The sequence below is a fragment of the Desulfotomaculum defluvii genome, assembly GCF_054657375.1.
The window spans coordinates 256,635-276,834 of the sequence record NZ_BAAHYV010000007.1; the positions used below are offsets into that span (position 1 = coordinate 256,635).

The 20,200-nt window shown below is 42.0% G+C and carries 21 protein-coding genes; 17 read left to right on the forward strand and 4 right to left on the reverse strand.

Translation table 11 applies throughout. The features are described 5' to 3' along the window. Positions 1–90: 90 nt before the first annotated feature. From trmL to ACYQ03_RS08330, 3 genes are read right to left on the reverse strand one after another with little or no spacing between them, the layout of a single operon-like run. On the reverse strand, positions 91–549 hold the full coding sequence (gene trmL, locus ACYQ03_RS08320; RefSeq protein ID WP_459909156.1) for a tRNA (uridine(34)/cytosine(34)/5-carboxymethylaminomethyluridine(34)-2'-O)-methyltransferase TrmL: 459 nt from the start codon (positions 547–549) through the stop codon (positions 91–93). Further along, on the reverse strand, positions 534–1,187 hold the full coding sequence (nth, locus tag ACYQ03_RS08325; RefSeq protein WP_459909157.1) for an endonuclease III: 654 nt from the start codon (positions 1,185–1,187) through the stop codon (positions 534–536). The genes trmL and nth overlap by 16 nt, the downstream gene beginning before the upstream one ends. Continuing rightward, complete coding sequence (locus ACYQ03_RS08330; protein WP_459909159.1) at positions 1,177–1,599, reverse strand: CoA-binding protein; 423 nt, start codon at positions 1,597–1,599, stop codon at positions 1,177–1,179. Before ACYQ03_RS08330 ends, nth begins: the two co-directional genes overlap by 11 nt. 85 nt (positions 1,600–1,684) lie before the next feature. Here ACYQ03_RS08330 and ACYQ03_RS08335 point away from each other — a divergent pair, with 85 nt between their 5' ends. Further along, positions 1,685–2,008, forward strand: a complete 324-nt coding sequence (locus ACYQ03_RS08335) for a LysO family transporter (protein WP_459909160.1) — start codon at positions 1,685–1,687, stop codon at positions 2,006–2,008. Positions 2,009–2,032: 24 nt separating this feature from the next. Continuing rightward, positions 2,033–2,632 carry a LysO family transporter gene (locus ACYQ03_RS08340; protein ID WP_459909162.1) on the forward strand — a complete coding sequence of 200 codons (600 nt, stop codon included), beginning with the start codon at positions 2,033–2,035 and terminating at the stop codon, positions 2,630–2,632. Positions 2,633–2,767: 135 nt separating this feature from the next. Here ACYQ03_RS08340 and ACYQ03_RS08345 read toward each other — a convergent pair whose 3' ends face one another. Beyond that, positions 2,768–3,445: a CPBP family intramembrane glutamic endopeptidase gene (locus ACYQ03_RS08345; protein ID WP_459909163.1), complete on the reverse strand. Its 678-nt coding sequence runs from the start codon at positions 3,443–3,445 to the stop codon at positions 2,768–2,770. Positions 3,446–3,624: 179 nt separating this feature from the next. Here ACYQ03_RS08345 and ACYQ03_RS08350 point away from each other — a divergent pair, with 179 nt between their 5' ends. From ACYQ03_RS08350 to pyk, 15 genes are all read left to right on the forward strand, one after another. Further along, a complete protein-coding gene (locus ACYQ03_RS08350) occupies positions 3,625–4,365 on the forward strand; it encodes a DUF4912 domain-containing protein (protein WP_459909164.1) in 741 nt (246 codons plus the stop codon). Between the two features lie 17 nt (positions 4,366–4,382). After that, positions 4,383–5,996 (forward strand): glycoside hydrolase family 57 protein, encoded by a 1,614-nt coding sequence (locus ACYQ03_RS08355; RefSeq protein WP_459909166.1) that lies wholly within the window; start codon positions 4,383–4,385, stop codon positions 5,994–5,996. 181 nt (positions 5,997–6,177) lie between these two features. After that, complete coding sequence (gene bshB1 / locus ACYQ03_RS08360) at positions 6,178–6,894, forward strand: bacillithiol biosynthesis deacetylase BshB1 (protein WP_459909168.1); 717 nt, start codon at positions 6,178–6,180, stop codon at positions 6,892–6,894. 2 nt (positions 6,895–6,896) lie between these two features. Then, positions 6,897–8,024, forward strand: a complete 1,128-nt coding sequence (gene bshA / locus ACYQ03_RS08365) for an N-acetyl-alpha-D-glucosaminyl L-malate synthase BshA (RefSeq protein WP_459909169.1) — start codon at positions 6,897–6,899, stop codon at positions 8,022–8,024. Positions 8,025–8,035: 11 nt separating this feature from the next. After that, positions 8,036–8,347: a putative quinol monooxygenase gene (locus ACYQ03_RS08370; protein ID WP_459909170.1), complete on the forward strand. Its 312-nt coding sequence runs from the start codon at positions 8,036–8,038 to the stop codon at positions 8,345–8,347. A 43-nt stretch (positions 8,348–8,390) separates the two neighbouring features. Then, complete coding sequence (locus ACYQ03_RS08375; protein ID WP_459909172.1) at positions 8,391–9,194, forward strand: C40 family peptidase; 804 nt, start codon at positions 8,391–8,393, stop codon at positions 9,192–9,194. A gap of 170 nt (positions 9,195–9,364) precedes the next feature. Beyond that, on the forward strand, positions 9,365–10,054 hold the full coding sequence (locus tag ACYQ03_RS08380; protein WP_459909174.1) for a DUF2225 domain-containing protein: 690 nt from the start codon (positions 9,365–9,367) through the stop codon (positions 10,052–10,054). 231 nt (positions 10,055–10,285) lie between these two features. Beyond that, positions 10,286–13,933, forward strand: coding sequence for a DNA polymerase III subunit alpha (locus ACYQ03_RS08385; protein ID WP_459909175.1), 3,648 nt, complete (start codon positions 10,286–10,288; stop codon positions 13,931–13,933). Positions 13,934–14,137: 204 nt separating this feature from the next. Beyond that, positions 14,138–14,827: a TrkA C-terminal domain-containing protein gene (locus ACYQ03_RS08390; protein ID WP_459909176.1), complete on the forward strand. Its 690-nt coding sequence runs from the start codon at positions 14,138–14,140 to the stop codon at positions 14,825–14,827. An 89-nt stretch (positions 14,828–14,916) separates the two neighbouring features. Beyond that, positions 14,917–15,144, forward strand: a complete 228-nt coding sequence (gene mtrB / locus ACYQ03_RS08395; RefSeq protein WP_459909178.1) for a trp RNA-binding attenuation protein MtrB — start codon at positions 14,917–14,919, stop codon at positions 15,142–15,144. A gap of 166 nt (positions 15,145–15,310) precedes the next feature. Further along, positions 15,311–15,502 carry a glutamate decarboxylase gene (locus ACYQ03_RS08400; RefSeq protein ID WP_459909179.1) on the forward strand — a complete coding sequence of 64 codons (192 nt, stop codon included), beginning with the start codon at positions 15,311–15,313 and terminating at the stop codon, positions 15,500–15,502. Between the two features lie 28 nt (positions 15,503–15,530). Beyond that, positions 15,531–16,397 (forward strand): acetyl-CoA carboxylase, carboxyltransferase subunit beta, encoded by an 867-nt coding sequence (accD, locus tag ACYQ03_RS08405; RefSeq protein ID WP_459909180.1) that lies wholly within the window; start codon positions 15,531–15,533, stop codon positions 16,395–16,397. Between the two features lie 10 nt (positions 16,398–16,407). Continuing rightward, entirely contained in the window at positions 16,408–17,352 is a 945-nt protein-coding gene (locus ACYQ03_RS08410; protein WP_459909182.1) for an acetyl-CoA carboxylase carboxyltransferase subunit alpha, read from the forward strand. A gap of 85 nt (positions 17,353–17,437) precedes the next feature. Continuing rightward, positions 17,438–18,400 carry a 6-phosphofructokinase gene (pfkA, locus tag ACYQ03_RS08415; RefSeq protein ID WP_459909184.1) on the forward strand — a complete coding sequence of 321 codons (963 nt, stop codon included), beginning with the start codon at positions 17,438–17,440 and terminating at the stop codon, positions 18,398–18,400. Between the two features lie 40 nt (positions 18,401–18,440). Then, positions 18,441–20,192, forward strand: a complete 1,752-nt coding sequence (gene pyk / locus ACYQ03_RS08420; RefSeq protein WP_459909185.1) for a pyruvate kinase — start codon at positions 18,441–18,443, stop codon at positions 20,190–20,192. Positions 20,193–20,200 lie beyond the last annotated feature (8 nt).

A 20,200-nucleotide genomic window follows, 5' to 3' on the forward strand; every position in this document is an offset into this window, starting at 1 on the left:
AGATAAAGCTAGTTGCAAACATCTAGAAGCAAAACCTTAAGAGCTGAAGGTTGAGGGTTGAAAGCTAATAATGCCGCCAATTAGGCGGCATTAGGTCATATTTGGAAAGTTATGCTGTCTCAGGCCTTCATAAACGGCTATGGCCACTGCGTTAGAGAGGTTTAAAGAACGTACTTCTCCCAACATAGGTATTCTTAAGCAATTATCAGGGTTTGCTGCCAATAGTTCCTTCGGCAGACCGGCAGTTTCCTTACCAAAAACAAGAAAGTCATTTTCCCCAAAGGTTACCTGATGGTAGGGTTTGCCGCCCTTAGTAGTAAAATACCAGAAGCAACCATCAGGGTATTGCTGCCTTAGGTTTGCAAAATTTTTATGATAGTGTAAATCCAGTAGATGCCAGTAGTCTAAGCCAGCTCTTTTTAAATAACGATCATCCGTAGAAAAACCTAAAGGTTCTACCAGATGCAGACTAGCTCCAGTGACGGAGCAAGTACGGGCAATATTACCGGTATTAGCTGGAATCTCAGGTTCAACTAAAACGATGTGCATGAAATCTCCTCATCTTTCTCAGGGGCCCCAGGACAAAGATCTACTAATGAGCATTGGGAACAACGGGGTTTGCGAGCATCGCAAATCTTTCTGCCGTGTTGGATCAGCCAGTGGTGGCAGGGTTGCCACAATTCCGGTGGTATCTTCTCACATAATTCCTTCTCCACTTGTTCAGGTGTTTTGCCAGATGCTAGACCAAGGCGATGGGCTAAACGGTGAACATGTGTATCCACGGGAAAAGTATTTTGTCCGAAAGCGACTCCTAAAACAACATTTGCAGTTTTTCTGCCCACACCGGGCAATTTCTCTAATTCTACTCGATTTTTTGGGATTTCTCCATTATAATTTTCCAATAGAATCCGACTTGTTTGAACAAGAAATTTACTTTTATTACGAAAGAGACCACAACCCTTAATATGTTCTGCCAGTACATCTGGTGTTAAGGAAGCAATGGACTCAGGAGTATTATATTTCTCAAATAGTTTTTCTGTAATTTTGTTTACCTGTGCATCAGTGCTTTGTGCCGATAAGATCACCGCCACCAGCAATTCAAAGGGTGTGCGATATTTCAGATCTGTACTAGCATTGGGGTAAGTCTGTGCAAGACGATCAAGGATTTGCTCAACCCTATCTTCCATCAACAAAAAGCCTTGCATGTTCAACCTTAATGCACATATTCTGAATAAATTCTATACCTACATCGGTGGCCAGCTTTGCAGCCTCATCATTAGAGATGCCTAATTGCAGCCAAATAGTCTTTGGTTTTATGGGGATGGCTTCCTCCACCACCTGGGGGGTTTCTTCGCTCTTTCTGAACACATTGACTATGTCCACTTGGTCGGGAATATCCGCTAAGGTTTTATATGCTTTTTCCCCCAGAACTTCTTTAATTCTTGGATGTACAGGTATGATACGGTAACCATGCTGTTGCATGTATTGGGCCACTTTGTAGCTATCGCGATGAGGCTTGTCCGAGAGACCGACTACGGCGATGGTTTTACAACTGGCTAATAGTTCTTTGATTTTTTCATCACTGGGGTTATTGTACATAAATACTTTCCTCCTTTAGACTAATTATTGACCAGGTTTTTAGAATCATGCTAAAGTAATATTGTTTGTAAAATTTGGGCAGGGAGTGATCAAACTGACTCCAATATTAATTGCGGTGGCCCTAGGTGTAATGGTGGGACACTTAAATATACTATCCCTTAGTTCAAAGACAATTGGCAAATTTACAACCCTTTGTCTGATTATCATGCTTCTGGCAATGGGTGCCCAGTTGGGTGCCAATGATAAACTAATAGCAAACTTAAATCAGCTAGGATATCAGGCACTGCTATTGGCCATAGGAAGTATAATAGGTAGTGTTTTTTTTGTCCGTCTTGCTGAAAACCATATTAATCACCAGTTAAGCCAGGGTAAGGAAAAGGCAAATAAAAACACCGGTTTATCTAAATAAGCACAATAGAAAGTGAGTGACACCATGACCTGGATCATATTGGTTGCTGTTATGCTGGGCATAGCTCTAGGACATTGGGTAATACCTGAACATTATATACAACACATGGATAAGATTACCACAACTGCACTTTACCTGTTGCTTTTTGCCATTGGTGTTGACCTCGGTCGCCAGAAAGAGGTCTGGGAGAAACTATGGAACATGGGCTGGCGTGTTCTATTGTTACCCATATTAGTAGCTGTGGGAAGTATAGCAGGTGCTTCCATCACAGGTCTTTTGATCGGGCTTCCCTTTAATGAATCCTCCGCCATTGGTGCAGGCTTTGGGTGGTACACCTTATCGGGTGTTTTATTATCAGAGATTTATAATGTAGAAACTGGAACCTTAGCCTTCATCACCAATGTAACGAGGGAATTATTAAGTTTTATTACGGTACCATTGGTGGCTCGATATATTGGTAGACTATCTACTGTGGCTCCCGGCGGAGCAACCACCATGGATACCACTTTACCCTTAGTTACCAAAGCCACCGACTCAGATATGGCTGTGATTGCATTTATTAACGGTTCCATACTTTCTGCACTAGTCCCTATATTAGTGCCCTTCTTTATTAATCTCACTTGATTTTAGTTGGTACAAACCCTTGTTGAAAATGCTACAGGCAAGTGGGTAGCTGATGGCTAAATACATCTCTCCTAGAGATAATAACACACCGTAAGGTGTGTTTCTAGTTTTTCCAAATATATCACCATCCTTTCCTCAGCTACCAAGGTATACCATGATCAGCCTAGCACTGTTCACTAGCCCATGTGCAATGATACCGGGTAATAGGGAGCCGGTGATGTAATAAATTGCTGCCAACCCGGCTCCCACTGCGGTGATTTGTATAAACCAAATGCCGCTTAAATGGGCTAAAGAAAAGAATACTGAACTGATGATTATTCCTAATAGCCAACCCCAGCGGTTGGCAAAGGCTCGAAAGGCCATGCCTCGATAATAGACCTCTTCTGTAAAGGGTACAAGAATCCCGGCAATAAGGAGTGGCCATATTAAATCCATAGGTTCTTTGGCAGCAGCCGTAGCCTTAACTAAAGGATTAGTACCGATATCTGCAGCTAGAAAAGCAACCAGAGCCCGCTGTGTGCCTTCGGCTAAAGCAAAAAGGAATGCCCCCCCAATAACTCCGTAAAAAAGCTGTCTCTCCAAATGTTTAAAATGTAGCCCCAGTTTATCAATACTACTTTTTCTTGTTACAAAATAAAGGGTTAAACCTAGCAAAATTGCACGATCGAAAATTTCTACCAACCGGGGAGAAATTCCAGGAACAAAGGGTAATACTACTCTAGCTAGGAAATAGACGATAACTAAACGTAAAACAAATACCCATATTACATCGGATATACCCCAAAAGCTTATAAATTTATTTTTGTTTAACATAAATACCTCCGTTAAGAATCTTTATCAATACTAGGCATTTATAACCAGTAGCGAAAAATTATAAAGGCATTTTTGCTGGGTAATACTATGTAAAGTCGTTATCTAAGTTTAATTTTCCTCATTCCGGTCTTTTTAGTATAAAGAATATATGTAATATTTTGCCAAGGAGGGTAAACAAAATGGATAGTATTTGGATTTTGCTCCTCGTACTCCTAGCATTGGCTGCACTGGTTTTTTTCTTGTTACCTCATGCCAACAAAACTACCGGGGAAATGAAAAAACCTGAGTTACCGAAAAGAACCCAGGAAGAAGAGTTTGCAAAGGAGATTTCCCCAGATGTTCCTCAAATAATTCATACTAAATCAGAGTTTCAGGTTGAAGTTGAAGAAGAACCATTTATACCCCATCACTATGGAGTAAATCGTCTGGTGGCGGTGGCCCGAGATCCAAATTGGCTATATGTCTACTGGGAAGTAAACGATGAGATAAAAAGAGAATTTTTTCAACTGTATGGTGAGAAGGCCTGGAATTCCTCCCATCAAGTATTAAAAGTTTATGATGTAACAAAATCCTCTAAAGAAGAAAACAAGAGATATTTTTTTCGAGAGATTACTATAGATCCCTTTGCTGATAACTGGTTTGTGGAAGTTGGTCAACCGGAACACAGCTTTTTCCTAGAGTTAGGACGTGTATTGTCTGATGGTAGATATATTAAATTGCTGACTTCCAATCCTGTGACAACTCCGCGAGCATCTATTTCTGAACGGATGGATGCAGAGTGGATGTGGATTGATGGGATTTATCAGGGAATTTACAAAGGGATGAATAATGGACGCATCCCCTATGGGTTTAGCTCGTCCATGCTGGCAGGAATGGGAATGGAATCCCTAGGTGGTAGTTCCCAAGAACAAAATAATTAGACAAAGGGGGGTTATCCATGACCAAAGGTTACCTGTCAATAGTGTTACACGCACATTTACCCTATGTAAGACACCCGGAAAGTGAGAAGTATCTAGAAGAAAATTGGTTTTATGAAGCTTTAACTGAAACGTATATTCCCATGGTTGAAGTATTTAACAGGCTTTCCGGTGATAATATACCCTTTCGCTTAACCTTTTCCATCTCACCAACCCTGTTGTCTATGTTTATAGATCCACTATTACAAGAACGTTATATTAAACACCTTAAAAAACTAATAGAACTTTCTCAAAGGGAAGAGTCCCGAACTTATGGTACTCCTTTTCATGATGCAGCATTAATGTATAAAGAACGCTTTGGACGGGCCTATGATATTTTTGTCCATGAAAACAATGGCAATATGGTCAATGCCTTTAAAAGGCTGCAAGACAGGGGGCACCTAGAAATCACCACCTGTGCAGCCACCCATGGCTTCTTACCCATAATGATGACAAATAGAGAAGCCGTCAGGGCCCAAATTGAAACTGCTGTTAATTTACATATAAAACATCTGAGACGGGCACCGGAAGGAATATGGTTACCGGAATGCGGCTATTGTCCAGGTGTTGATGAGCATTTAAAGGAGTATGGGATAAAATATTTTTTTACCGATAGCCATGGTCTATTATATGCCTATCACCGTCCCCGTTTTGGTAACTTTGCTCCAATCTATTGCCCCACCGGGGTTGCAGCCTTTGCTAGGGATATTGAGAGTTCCAAACAAGTTTGGAGTGCTGACGAGGGATATCCCGGTGATGCAGATTACCGTGAATTTTATCGAGATATTGGTTATGATCTCGACTTTGACTATATAAAAGATTATATTCACCCGGATGGTATTCGAACCCACACTGGCCTCAAGTACCATCGTATCACAGGCAAGGTGGATCTTGCTGATAAGCAAGCCTATTACCCTGACTGGGCAATGAAGAAAGCAGAAATCCATGCAGGGAACTTTCTTTTTAATCGGGAGAAGCAAGTTGATCATCTTTCCTCATTAATGGAACGACAGCCCATTATTGTGGCACCCTATGATGCAGAACTATTTGGACACTGGTGGTTTGAAGGTCCCAATTGGCTTGAGTTTCTAATTAGAAAAGCGGCCAACCACCCAACCATAAAACTGATCACCCCGTCAGATTACTTAAGACAATATAAGGTTAATCAGGTAACCATACCTTGTTCCTCCACTTGGGGCAATGCCGGTTATAATCAAGTTTGGTTAAATGAAAAAAATCATTGGATTTATAGGCACCTTCACATGGCAGCAGATCGAATGACCGAATTAGCAAATATGTTTCCTCAGTCAGATGGCAACCTGAGTAGGGCTTTAAACCAGGCTGCCAGAGAGCTATTATTAGCACAAAGCAGTGATTGGGCCTTTATTATTTCCACTGGTACAATGGTTTCTTATGCCATCCGGAGAACGAAACAGCATTTGTCAAACTTTTTACGGCTTTACAATGAAATTAAATACTGTAGGATCGATGATGGCTTTGTATCTCACCTGGAATGGCAAAATAACATCTTCCCGGATATAGATTACCGTTCCTGGCGCAGCAGAAATCAGGGACAGCATATCGCAGTCTGCTAAACTTTAACCGGGATAAAAGTGCGACAGCGGGGACGGTTCTCGCTGTCGCATTCTTTATTTGGAATTTTTGCGACAGCGAGAACCGTCCCCGCTGTCGCACCTCCCAGGGGCTGTTTTGTATATCTTTTTCAGTACAAGGAATTTTTCACCAATTAACGAATAACTTAGGCATAAGGAGTTGGTGATTATTAAAATTGACGTTTTAGCCGTTGGTGCACACCCAGATGACATTGAGGTAGGAACAGGGGGTCTGGTGGCAAAATTTATTAACCAAGGGCTTAAGGTAGGAGTTGTTGATCTTACAGCAGGTGAAATGTCAACTAATGGAACTACAGAGGAGCGCCGCTTGGAAGCCCAAAGGGCTGCCCAAATATTGGGGGTAGCATGGCGCAAATGTTTGGGCCTGCCGGACCGGGATGTTAGCTTGATAAAAAAAAACATTCAGGCCTTGGTGGAAGTAATACGTGAAAGCAGGCCACAATTAATTCTTTGTCCATATTGGGAGGATCGTCATCCAGATCATGTAAATGCTGCCAGATTAGTCAAGGAAGCAAACTTTGATGCAGGATTGAAAAGGTTTTCTCACCATTTATCGGCACATCGTGCCAAATACATCTGGCATTATTTTTTGTCTAGATCAGTGGAGCCGCAATTTGTTGTGGATGTTAGTGAATTTTATGAGAAAAAAAGGGCTGCCATTATGGCTCATCAAACGCAGTTTGGAGAAAGCCTGCAGCAGTCAGAAACGTTTTTGAACACTGGTCCTGGCAGTATGCTTGCCATTGTTGAGAGTCGGGACCGTTTTTATGGTGCCATAACAGGATGTACTTACGGTGAAGGTTTTATTACAACGGCACCTTTAGCAGTGAAGAACCCTACTTACTTCATGGGGGTGTGAGGATGAAGATTGGCATACTATGCCATGCTACCTATGGGGGTAGTGGTGTGGTGGCTGCAGAACTGGGTAAGAGTTTAGCCAGTAGGGGGCACCAAATCCATTTTATTACCGTAGGTCATCCCTTTCGTCTAAGAAATTACCAAAGAAATATTTTTATCCATGAGGTGGGTGCCTTTCATCATCCCCTCTTTGCGGTTCCTCCCTATTTTATTAGTCAGGTCAATAAAACTGTAGAAGTATTAAGAGGATATCAATTAGATCTACTGCATGCCCATTATGCAGTGCCCCACTCTCTGGGAGCTCATCTAGCAAGGCAGATTGTTGGCAAAGACATTCCGGTTATTACCACCCTGCATGGAACCGATACTTCACTGGTAGGGGCACATGAGGAATTTTATGAAACAACTCGCTATAGCCTGGAAGTAAGTAACTTGGTTACTGTTGTGTCTAATTATTTGTTTGAACAGACTAGCAAAACCTTTCATTACACTAGGGAACTACCAGTTCTCTATAATTTTGTAGATACAAATGTCTTTCGACCTTCCCTAGGGATGGAACGTCACCTTATTGCCGATGAAAATGAAGCGATCTTAATTCATATATCTAATTTTCGACCCCTAAAAAGGGTACTAGATGTTATCCAGGTGTTTAATCAAGTGAGGCAAAAAAGAAAGACTCGTTTGGTCCTTATCGGCGATGGACCGGATATGCCTGTTGCTCAGAAATTAGCTCAAAGTTTGGATTTAACCAGAGAAATCCTGTTTCTTGGTCAGGTGGATAATGTGGCGCCGGTTTTGGCATTGGCTGATGTCCTGTTGTTTCCCTCCAGTTGTGAGAGTTTCGGTTTAGTAGCACTGGAAGCTTTAGCCTGCGGTGTTCCTGTGGTGGCTTCCCGAGCGGGGGGTATACCTGAGGTTGTGGAGCACGGTCAAGTGGGCTTTCTCACAGAGGTGGGAAATGTGGAAGAAATGGTAAAGTATACGCTTATGCTATTGGAAAATAGGAATTTTAGACAAAAACTATCGAATAATGCTAGGCAACATGCAATTTCCAAGTTTAATGTGGATTATTGGGTGGAAAAATATGAAGGTATTTACCAGTTAGTCTTACAACAAAAAACAGATCTATAGGAGGGATCACTTTGCAAGTAATCACATTTGGCATGTTAGAAGCAAGGGAAGGACAAGGCGATAAGCTTAAGGAAGTTATTGATGAGCACATGAAACTTTTTCAACAACTACCTGGTCTGGTACATGGATATGTGGCCAGATCTAAAGGTAATAGTAATAAGTTTGTGGTTATCTCTATATGGGAGAATGAAGAAGCACAACAAGCAGCAATGGTCAAATTAAGCAGTGACCCGGGAGCAACCGCAGGATTCCTACAACTTATGCAATTGGTGGACGGTCAACCTGACTTTGGAAATTATGTTGTTGAAAGCATAACAAAATAAATAGCTGAATATTGTTTAAGTAAAAGGGCAGAGGGATGATTCTATGACCGATCTTAGAGAGGTTGAAGTGGGAACCACAGTTATTACATCGGTGGCGGTGGCGGATGTCTTGGAACATCCCGAAGAAGGGGTTCCCTTGGTTACTCAGCAGTTGATGGGATGGCCAGCCCTTGTAATGGGTGTTGAAGGAGATTGGCTTCACATACAAACTCACGATGGTTCTCCCGGATGGGCCAAGGTAGATTGCTTCTGTTTGTCCCAATGGAACCAGTATGCTGATGTCATACAGGTTATCAAACCTACTACTATGTTAAGCCATAAACCCTTTAGCACTTATGAAAGTTTTTGTACATTATTTATGGGAAGTATATTACCAGTTGTGGGGGAAGAAAACCAAAGACTGAAAGTTGTGTTACCTGATAAAAAGTATGCATTTGTGTCTGAGGATGCAACTAGTATGATGCCATATGGTGGACGTGGACAAAAAAAAGGGATAATTTCGGCTGCTGGCCTTTTTTCCGGGGCCCCTTACCTTTGGGGGGGAATGACTATTCGGGGAGTGGATTGTTCAGGTCTCACCTATATGGCGTATTTTATCAATGGGTACCAACTACCCAGAGATTGTCAGGATCAGTTTAAAGTGGGCAAACCAGTGAAAAGAGAAGATTTGGAGGAGGGAGACCTTGTGTTTTTTTCCACCATCGATCCAGGACCTTCCCATGTGGGTATTTACCAAGGGGATGGTTTATTTATCAATGCCCGTAGTAAGGAGGGTGTAACAATTACATCCTTTGATGACCACTATTTTAGGGGGAGATTTTTAGGTGCTAAAAGATATATCACTTAGCCATTAGCCTTTAGCTATTAGTTCAAATCTAAAATAAATTACTAACAGTAAAGTCTCTAAAGCTAAAGGCTAATGACCAATGGTGTAAATTAATTTATAATAACAAAATTTCTCAATTGGTTAGTTATTTGATATAATAAGGTATCATCTCATTATTGGGAGCGAATTGTATGCAACTTAATGAAGAAATGATTTTCTTGGCCAAAGTTATTTGCCCGAATTGTGGACAAGAATTTAAACATCCTGAAGTTAAAAGCAAATATATAATAGTAGACAAGCAAGATACTGATTTTTGTGCCTATTACACAGGCATAAATCCGATTTATTATGATGCTAGGGTCTGTCGCCATTGTGGTTTTGCTTTCACCAAGGAGACAAGCAAACCACTTGTAGATAACGAAAAAAGTATTATCAATAACTTCCTAACAAAGTGGCAAAATGACGGAGCCCAATACGGCGGAATAAGAACCCTAGAGCAAGCCATCAAGGCTTTTAATAAGGTCATTGTCTGTCAGGAGTTAAGAAATGCCAAGGACTCTGAGAAGGGTTCTTTATACCTTAGATTGGGCTGGCTTTATCGTTATAAAGGAGACAAAAAAAATGAAGACCAAGCCTTGCTTAGGGCATTAGAGTTTATGAAACGGGCTTACGAAAGAGAGGCTTCCCCAGACGAAAAAAAGGAATTACGCATGTTATATTTAATCGGTGATTTGTCTTACCGCAGTGGTGACTTTAGTGAGGCTGTCAAATGGTTTCATTCTGTTACTATCCATCCTTCAGCCAACAGTTACCCAATTTTTAGCAGGATGGCTCGAACTCGTTGGCAAACTATTCGGGAAGAAATTAAGCGGAAGGGGTAAGCCCTCAAAGATAATTGCATAGACGATAAGAATTACCCTGCTTACATATATATTTTAGATATGTAAGTGGGGTATTTTTATCAAAATAAGCAATAAGCTCAAAGAATGTAAGTCGAATATTTACAAAGAACATTTTATTGTGAGGCATGTTAAAATAAATGTGGATGTAAGATTGAGTGTAAACTATACATACCTCCATCATAATAAACACGGAAAAATAAGGGGGTTACGGTGGTGAAGGATACGCCCTTTGTTCACTTACACTTACATAGTGAATACAGCCTTTTAGATGGAGCAACGCGAATTAGTCAGGTAGCTAAGCAGGCTAAGGAAAATGGTATGGATGCCCTGGCCATTACTGATCATGGCTGTATGTTTGGAACGGTGGACTTTTATAAGGCCTGTCATAAAGAAGGAGTTAAACCCATCCTAGGTTGTGAAGTTTATGTGGCACCACGACGCAGAATCGACCGGACTCCCAAACTGGATGATCAGCCAGCCCACTTGGTGCTTTTGGCTGAAAACCAGGAAGGTTATAAAAATTTATTAAAACTAGTATCCCTTGGCTATACTGAGGGCTTTTATTATAAACCCAGGGTAGATAAGGAACTTATGAGAAGCTATAGCAAAGGTCTCATTGCCCTTAGTGGTTGTTTGGCTGGGGAAGTTGCCGATAAAATTCTCGGCAGCCAACCGGAAAAGGCTCGCCAAGTGGCTAAAGAATATTCTGAGATCTTTGGTAAAAATAATTTCTTTTTGGAGTTGCAGGATCACGGTTACCAGCAACAAAAGGTTGTCAACCGGGAATTAATCAAAATTGCCAAAGAATTACAGATCCCGCTGGTGGCAACCAACGACGTCCATTATCTTAAGAGAGAACATGCAGACATACAAGATGTTTTACTTTGCATCCAGACTGGTAAAAGCATCAATACACCTGGACGTATGAAATTCGATAGCCAGGAAATGTACCTGAAAAGCCCCTATGAAATGAACCTTCTCTTTGCGGAGATACCGGAGGCTTTAAGTAATACAGTACGGATTGCTGAGCGTTGTAATGTGAATTTGGAATTTGGCACGTATCACTTACCTTATTTTACCGTGCCCGAAGGATTTAGTAGCGCTCAGTACTTGCGGGAAAAGTGTCTGGAAGGTGTTAACAAAAGATACGGACATTGTAGTGGACAGGTTCAGGAGCGACTAGACTATGAATTAAGTGTTATTAGCCAAATGGGGTATGATGAGTATTTTTTGATTGTTTGGGATTTCATCCATTATGCAAAGGAGAAGGGTATTGCTGTGGGCCCAGGGCGGGGTTCCGCGGCCGGTAGCATTGTATCTTACGCATTGGGAATCACCAATATTGACCCCCTGAAATATAGCCTATTATTTGAACGTTTTTTGAACCCTGAGCGTATCTCCATGCCTGATATAGATATTGACTTTGACTATGAACGACGGGGGGAAGTCATTGACTATATCGTACAAAAATATGGTACAGATCGGGTAGCTCAAATAATTACCTTTGGGACCATGGCTGCTCGGGCAGCAATTCGGGATGTCGGGCGTGCTTTGGATATACCCTATGGTGAGGTAGATCGAGTAGCCAAACTTGTGCCAATGGAACTTAATATTACCATTGCCAAAGCCTTAGCCAATTCACCAGATTTAAAGGCAGCCTATGATCAAGATCCAGAAGTTAAACGATTGATTGATACTGCAGTAGAATTAGAGGGAATGCCCCGACATGCTTCCACCCACGCAGCCGGAGTGGTGATCTCCAAGGAACCCTTGGTTGAGTATTTACCTCTAAACAAAACCTCGGACGGTTTAGTGACTACCCAATTCCCTATGACTACGGTGGAGGAACTGGGGTTACTTAAGATGGACTTGTTGGGTCTGCGAAATTTGACTGTTATTGCCGAAGCTGTGGATCTGATTGAGCAAATTAAAGGAATTAGACTTGATATAAATGCAATTCCCTTAGATGATCAAGTCACCTTTGATATGTTAACCCGAGGTGAAGGCATTGGCGTATTCCAATTGGAAAGCAGTGGTATGCGCAATATTCTTAAAGAGCTTAAGCCCAATGCCTTTGAGGATATTGTTGCTTTGGTGGCCCTTTATCGTCCAGGGCCCCTAGGCAGCGGTATGGTAGAGGATTTTATTCAGCGGAAACACGGGCAAACCAAAGTAGATTATTTTCATAGTAATTTAGAGCCCATTTTAAAAGAAACCTACGGCGTTATCCTTTATCAAGAACAGGTTATGCTGGTAGCCAGAGTTATGGCTGGGTACTCCTTGGGTCAGGCAGATTCATTACGTAAGGCTATGGGCAAAAAGATAGGAAAGATTATGGCTATGCACCGAGATTGGTTTGTAAACGGTAGCACAGTGGATGAGAAGGGAAAACCATTAAAATACCCCATTCCCGGAGCAGTGGCCAGGGGCTATGACCGGCAGCTAGCAGAAAAAATGTTTGACCTGATGGAGTACTTTGCTGGTTACGGTTTTAACAAATCTCACTCTGCTGCCTATGCCCTTGTTTCTTACCAGACAGCATATTTGAAGGCTAACTACCCAGTAGAATACATGGCTGCCTTACTGACCTCGGTGCGGGATAATACTGATAAAGTGGTTTTGTATATCGAAGAATGTCGTCGTATGGGTATACAGGTGTTACCACCCCATATTAATCTTAGCCGAGAAAATTTTACTGCTACCAATGGAGCCATCCGTTTTGGTTTGGCAGCGGTAAAAAATGTTGGTTGGGGAGCAGTTCAAGAAATTATCAGGGTGCGCCAAAAGGAAGGGCCTTTTAGCAACTTTTTTGATTTTTGTGGGCGTTTAGACACCCGCATTGCCAACCGACGAGTATTGGAAAGCTTAATCAGGGCAGGAGCCCTTGATGCCTTTGGCTATAGATCTCAATTAATTGCTGGGTTGGAGGTGGGGCTGGAGCATGCTGCCCGTTCCCAACGGGATAGGGAGAGGGGACAGGTAAGCCTATTTGACCTGATGGCAGAAAATCCTGCCCAAGTGATGGAAATAAAGTTGCCCGCGGTTCCTAGATTAACGGCACGCCAACAACTGGAAATGGAAAAGGAGGCCCTAGGTCTGTATATTTCTGGTCATCCTTTAGCCGAATACAGCTGGCTATTGGATCAGTTGGAGGTAGAGCGGGTAGTTCAACTGGGGGAACTTCCAGATGGCCAGCCCCTTTTATTGACAGGAATTATCTCTACTATTAAACGGATTACATCCCGTAAGGGAGATCCCATGGCCTTTATTACCATTGAGGATTTAACAGGGAGTTGTGAAGTTGTTGTTTTCCCAGAAGTATATCGTCGAAATTTAAGCATATTAGATGTGCGGGATCCGCTTTTGCTAAAGGGAAGGGTTAGTAATAACGGTGAAGAGACAAAAGTTCTGCTTGAAGAAATACAACCCTTAGAAAAGATTGCTTGTGAGTTATGGTTAAGGATAGCAGACCCAGGTGGACAACCCAAGGAATTGGGGGAATTGCTAGCAGCCTACCCTGGAAATACGCCAGTCTTTTTCTTTTATCCAGAAAACAGGCATAAAGTACAATGGGAGAAAGGAGTTTCTTTAGGCACTGAGCTAAAGCTGTCTTTACAGCGACTTTTAAAAGAAGAAAATATTATACTTCGTGTGACTAACCCTAGTATAGTTCCTGTGGCCGTTGCCAGAGACAACAGGAACCTTAGGGAAACGGCCAACAGGTATAACGTAGGTGCCCGGTCACCGTTAGCAATACCAAAACAAAACTCAAAAGCTACAGATGGGGTAGTCAGGAACTACTCTGGGTCCTTTGATCCTGACACTTATCCTGTACCGGAAAGTTTACTGGATATTTAGCCCTCAGCCGTCAGCCTTTTTTCATGTATTGTTTTAAGGGTTTTTTTACTTGTGCGTATCCCCTGAACCATTGCCCAAAAAGCCCAAGGCCTTAGGGTGACCCAAAGTAGAAATGCAAAAAAAGCTGATGGCTGATGGCTAGCTTGTGTCAGACCTTGTCCTACTGATATAATCTTCTCATTACAAAAAAGAGGAGGTTATAAAATGAACCTGGTTTTCTTGGTGTCTTTTATACTCGTCCTTTTTATTATTGTGGAAATATCAGCAATAGCCCTTAAAATGACAGGGATGGATTTGCATATTGCCCGTTTCCAAGCCCTTTCTGCCCTGGTAACAGTGGGTTACACAACGTCTGAGTCAGAACAAGTGGTAAAACACCATGTCCGAAGACGTTTGATTATGGTATTGATGATATTAGGTTATTTGGGAACTGCCACCATAGTCACTGCCTTAATTGAACTGATGCGTCACCCTTTGACATTGATTCAGGCAGGTACGGCCATTATGATACTGCTGCTGGCTGTAAGCATTGCTTCCAGTCGACGCATAAGGATTAGACTGGATAAAGGAATTGAAAAACAACTTTCTCGTCACAGGTCATTGCAGAAAAAAACAGTGGAGGAAGTACTACATCTAGACAGGGAGTACGGGGTAGCGGAGGTTGTTTTGGAAAGGAATAACCCTTTGGTAGGTAAACGCATAGTAGAAAGTAAGATTAGGGATCAAGAACTTTTTATTTTGGCGATTGATAGAAAAGGAGAGTTTTTGCATTCTCCCCGAGGTAATCAAATTCTACTGGAAGGCGATAAGTTGATTATCTATGGAAAACTAAAAAATATTTATCTCCTGTTGTGTTGGGATTGCAAAAGAGAAGATATAATTAGTAAAGCTTAATCACAGTTTACTGTGCTTGTCATTTAATTTTAGGTATGATATGATAAGTTCAATTGTAAAAAAGAGGAAATTAGTTGGGGTGAATGCTCATGTCTGATAATATAGTTACGGGTGAATATATAGTGGTTAAAGCTCTGGAAAATGGTGTAACCCTGATTGGATTAACAAGAGGTGGAGTCACAAAGTTTCATCATTCGGAAAAACTGGATAAAGGTGAAGTTATGATTGCCCAGTTTACTGAACATACTTCGGCTATTAAAATACGTGGTCGAGCAGAAGTTATGACAAAGCACGGTAAGATTCGAACAGACGACTAATAGGAGGTAAGCTATACTAGTATTTGAAAACAGTATCCAGAGATAGAACTCTGGATATACTTATTTTTGTAGCACAAAAAAAGAGGAATAACCGTGTGTTTAATAGAAACAACTATACGAATATCCATGGATATTCTATTATGATATTCAAGGGGGCCATTAATAAGTGTGGACAGTCGTTTATATTGCGCCCAATCGTAAACAAGCTGAGAAGTTACAACAGGCATTGCTACGAGAGGGGCTACTGGTCAAATTACGCAATATCGGACTGCCGAGCGGCAATGATAATGGATCTGTAGAAGTCTTAGTACCAGAATCTGAGCTGGATGAGGCATTGGAAATTATAAATACTATATAACAACAGGGAACTAAGGGAGAGGTGAGTCTTGGTCCTAGAAATATTTCGTAAGCCTAAATATGTGACTGTACGTCCCGAGAAAAAAGAACGAACTGAAGAAAACGAAAGACGAGATATTCCCGAAGGCCTATGGGTTAAATGTCAACGATGTAATGAAATTCTTTATACCAAGGAGTTAGATAAGAACTTTAAAGTTTGTCATAAGTGCAATTTTCACTTTCGTTTAAATGCTAAAGAACGTATTCGGATGACACTGGATGAGGGTTCCTTTCAAGAATTTGACAATGAGTTAACTACAATAAATCCATTAAATTTCCCTGATTACGAGGGAAAACTGCAGACTGCTCAAGAAAACACGGGTTTGAAAGAGGCTGTAGTAACAGGAGAAGGGACTATCGGAGGTAATCCAGTTGTCATTGGAGTTATGGATGCCAATTTTATTATGGGAAGTATGGGGTCCGTAGTGGGCGAAAAGATTGCAAGGGCCATTGAAACTGCCATTAAGAAAAACTTGCCCGTGATTTTGTTTTCTTCCTCCGGTGGTGCTAGGATGCAGGAAGGGATTTTGTCCCTGATGCAGATGGCAAAGACCTCTGCAGCCCTGGCAAAATTGGATGAAGCAGGTTTATTATATGTCTCTGTTCTTACGGATCCTACAACTGGTGGGGTAACAGCTAGTTTTGCTTCCCTAGGAGATATTATTTTGGCAGAACCAGGAGCATTAATTGGGTTTACTGGTCCTAGGGTTATAGAGCAAACAATTCGCCAAAAATTGCCGGAGGGTTTTCAACGGGCCGAATTTATGCGCCAGCATGGTCTGGTGGATATGATTGTGAATCGTCCGCAGCTAAAAGAAACCTTGGCTAACATTCTTACACTTCATAGGACGAATTAAAGGAGGCCGTATGGCATTAGATTTTGAAAGGCCTTTACTGGAGTTAGAGGCCAAGATTGAAGAACTTAAAAGATTTACTAATGAAAAGGGCATTGATTTTTCAGAAGAAATTATCCTGCTTGAGAAAAAGTCTAGAGATATGAAGGAAAAAATATACAGCAATCTTGACCCATGGCAAAAGGTGCAAATAGCCAGGCATGCTGCTCGTCCCAATTCTCGGGATTATATAAATGCTCTTTTTAACGATTTTCTAGAGATGCATGGTGACCGTCTTTATGGTGATGATCCTGCTGTAATCGGTGGCATTGCCCGTTATAAGGGCATTCCAGTAACGGTCATAGGACACTTAAAGGGTCATGATACCAAAGAAAATGTCCAACGAAATTTTGGCATGTCTCATCCAGAAGGCTTTCGCAAGGCCTTACGATTAATGAAGCAAGCAGAAAAATTTTCTCGCCCGATTATCTGCTTTATTGATACCGCAGGTGCCTACTGTGGTATGGGGGCAGAAGAAAGAGGTCAAGGGGAAGCCATTGCCAAGAATCTAATGGTAATGGCTGCTTTAAGAATTCCGATAATATCTGTGGTCATTGGAGAAGGTGGTAGTGGGGGAGCATTGGCCTTGGGTGTGGCCAATAAAATACTTATGCAGGAACATACCATTTTTTCTGTAAGTTCGCCAGAGGCTGCTGCCAGTATCCTTTGGAAGGACGGTACAAAGGCTAAAGAAGCGGCCGAAGCATTAAATATCACTGCCCAGGATCTGTTAAGGATGGGTATTATTGATGAGATTCTTCCAGAACCCTTGGGTGGTGCCCACAGCGACTTAACGGCAACCTATCAGATTGTTGATAAGTCTTTGGAGCACAATTTAAAGGAATTAATAAAGAAAACTCAGGAAGAATTAGTCGAATCACGTTATAGAAAATTTCGCACCATGGGACAAACCGGATAATAAAGATATATTTTTATAAATAAGCATAAGCCTGCCGTTTTGCGGCAGGCTATAGGTGTATATTGGGACTTAGGAGGGGTGTGGCATGCAAAGAATAGGTGTCTTAACCAGTGGCGGAGATGCATCAGGCATGAATTCTTGTATACGTGCGGTGGTTCGTAAGGCCATTTACCACGGTCTTGAAATAATTGGTATTCGTCGGGGCTATAGCGGTTTTATTGATGCTGATATGGGTCCCATGAATCTTGGTTCAGTGGCAGATATTATCGGTCGCGGAGGTACAGTTTTACATACTGCCCGCTCAGAACGATTTATGACCAAGGAAGGCCGAGCTCAAGTAATGGAAAATGTACAGCGTTTTGGCATTCAGGGGTTGGTAGTTATTGGCGGTGACGGTTCCTTTACAGGAGCTCGACTATTACATCAAGAATATGGTCTACCCATCATTGGAGTTCCTGGTACCATTGACAATGATATCTCAGGTACCGATTATACCATTGGTTTTGATACAGCGGTTAATAATGTGGTTGATGCTATAAATAAGATTAGAGATACAGCCACTTCCCATGAGCGTACCTTTGTCATTGAAGTGATGGGAAGAAATTCAGGTAATATCGCTTTAGCAGCCGGCCTGGCTGGTGGGGCTGAAAGTATAATAATTCCTGAGATTCCATTTAATATTGATGATATTTGTCAGAAACTTCTCAGTGGTATTAAAAGAGGTAAACTACATTCGATTATTCTAGTTGCCGAAGGGGCTGCCAGTGGACTTGATATTGGGAAGGAAATCAAACAAAAGATTGGTTTTGACACCAAAGTAACCATTCTTGGACACTTGCAGAGGGGTGGTACTCCTACATCCTTCGATCGTATTCTGGCGTCTAGATTGGGTGCCAAAGCAGTAGAATTATTGATGGCTGGAGAAACTAATAAAATGGTAGGTATCAAGGCTGGTGAAATTTTAGCTACAGACTTAAATGATGTCATTGGAAAACCTGTCACCATAAATAAAGATATGTATGATCTTGCCCGGATACTATCAATCTAGAAACTGGGACTGTCAAGATTCTATTGCGAGGAGGTTAATGATGAGACGTACTAAGATTGTATGTACCATCGGTCCTGCCAGTGAAAATATTGAAACTTTGAAAAAAATGATGCTTGCTGGTATGAATGTAGCAAGATTAAATTTTTCTCACGGTACCCATGAAGATCATGCTAAAAGAATAGACTCCATACGTCAGGCAGCCCGTGAAGTTGGTAAAAATATTGCTATTATGCTTGATACCAAGGGGCCTGAGATTCGTTTAAAAAAATTTGCCAACCCTCCGGTCATTTTACAACAGGGCCAGCCCTTTACCTTAACCACAAGGGAAGTCTCCGGGGACAATACCATTGTTTCTGTCACTTACTTGGATTTGCCTAATGATGTAAAGCCCGGTAGTAGAATAGCAGTGGCAGACGGTATCATTGAGATGGTCGTAGAGGAGGTTGAAGGTAGCGACGTTCACTGTAAAGTTATTAATGGCGGCCAGTTGTCCAATCAAAAGGGTGTCAACCTACCTGGGGTCACGGTAAACCTTCCTTCAATTACTGAAAAAGACATTGCTGATATCTGTTTTGGGTTGGAGCAGAGGGTAGATTTTATAGCAGCATCTTTTATTCGTAAGCCAGGGGATGTTCTGGCAATACGTCAGATCATCGAGGAAAATGGTGCCGATGTTGATATTATTGCCAAGATTGAAAGTCGTGAGGGTGTAGATAATCTGGCCGATATCATCAATGTAGCAGATGGAATTATGGTGGCCAGAGGAGACTTGGGAGTTGAAATTCCCGCCGAAGAAGTACCTGTACTGCAAAAAACCATGATTGAAATGTGTAACAAAGCAGGAAAACCGGTCATAACAGCTACACAAATGTTGGAGTCTATGACACAAAACCCTAGGCCGACCAGGGCAGAGGCCAGTGATGTGGCTAATGCTATATTTGATGGTAGTGATGCAATTATGCTTTCTGGTGAGACAGCTGCTGGTAAATATCCTGTTCAAGCTGTAGAAACCATGGCCCGTATTGCTCAGCGGGCAGAACTTGCGGTAAATTTTGACGATCTCCTTGAAATTAGGGGTGCAGCTCTACAAAGGACAGTTACTGATGGCATTAGTCATGCTGTATGTACCGTTGCCAGAGATTTAGGTGTTAGTGCCATTGTCACTGCCACTGCCAGTGGTCATACTGCCAGGATGATTGCCAAGTACCGACCCAAAGTACCAGTGATAGCTGTGACACCTAGATCTGGTGTTTTAAGGAAATTGGCCCTGGTTTGGGGTGTGGTACCACTGCTCATTGAAGATGTGCATGGTACTGATGAAATGATTAATATCTCGGTGGATGCTGCTCTAGCCTCCGGACACATTGCAGCAGGAGATCTAATAGTCATTACTGCTGGTGTACCAGTAGGTGTCCACGGCACCACCAATATGATGAAAGTACATACCGTAGGCACTTTATTGGCTCAAGGTACAGGTATTGGCCAGAAGGCAGCCACCGGTAAGGTGAGAATTTGTCGTACGCCCCAGGAAGCAGAGGAAAAGGTACAGCCTGGAGACATTCTGGTTACAATAGCCACCGATCGAGATTTTGTATCAGCTATGCAGAGGGCAAAGGCTATTATTACTGAGGAAGGCGGCCTCACATCCCATGCAGCCATTGTAGGTTTGGAATTTGGCATACCTGTGATTGTCGGTATGGCTAATGCAACCAGTGTTTTACCTGATGATGAAATAATTACTGTGGATAGCCAGCGAGGACTGGTTTATGGTGGTATTGCCAGGGTATTATAGTTTGCAAC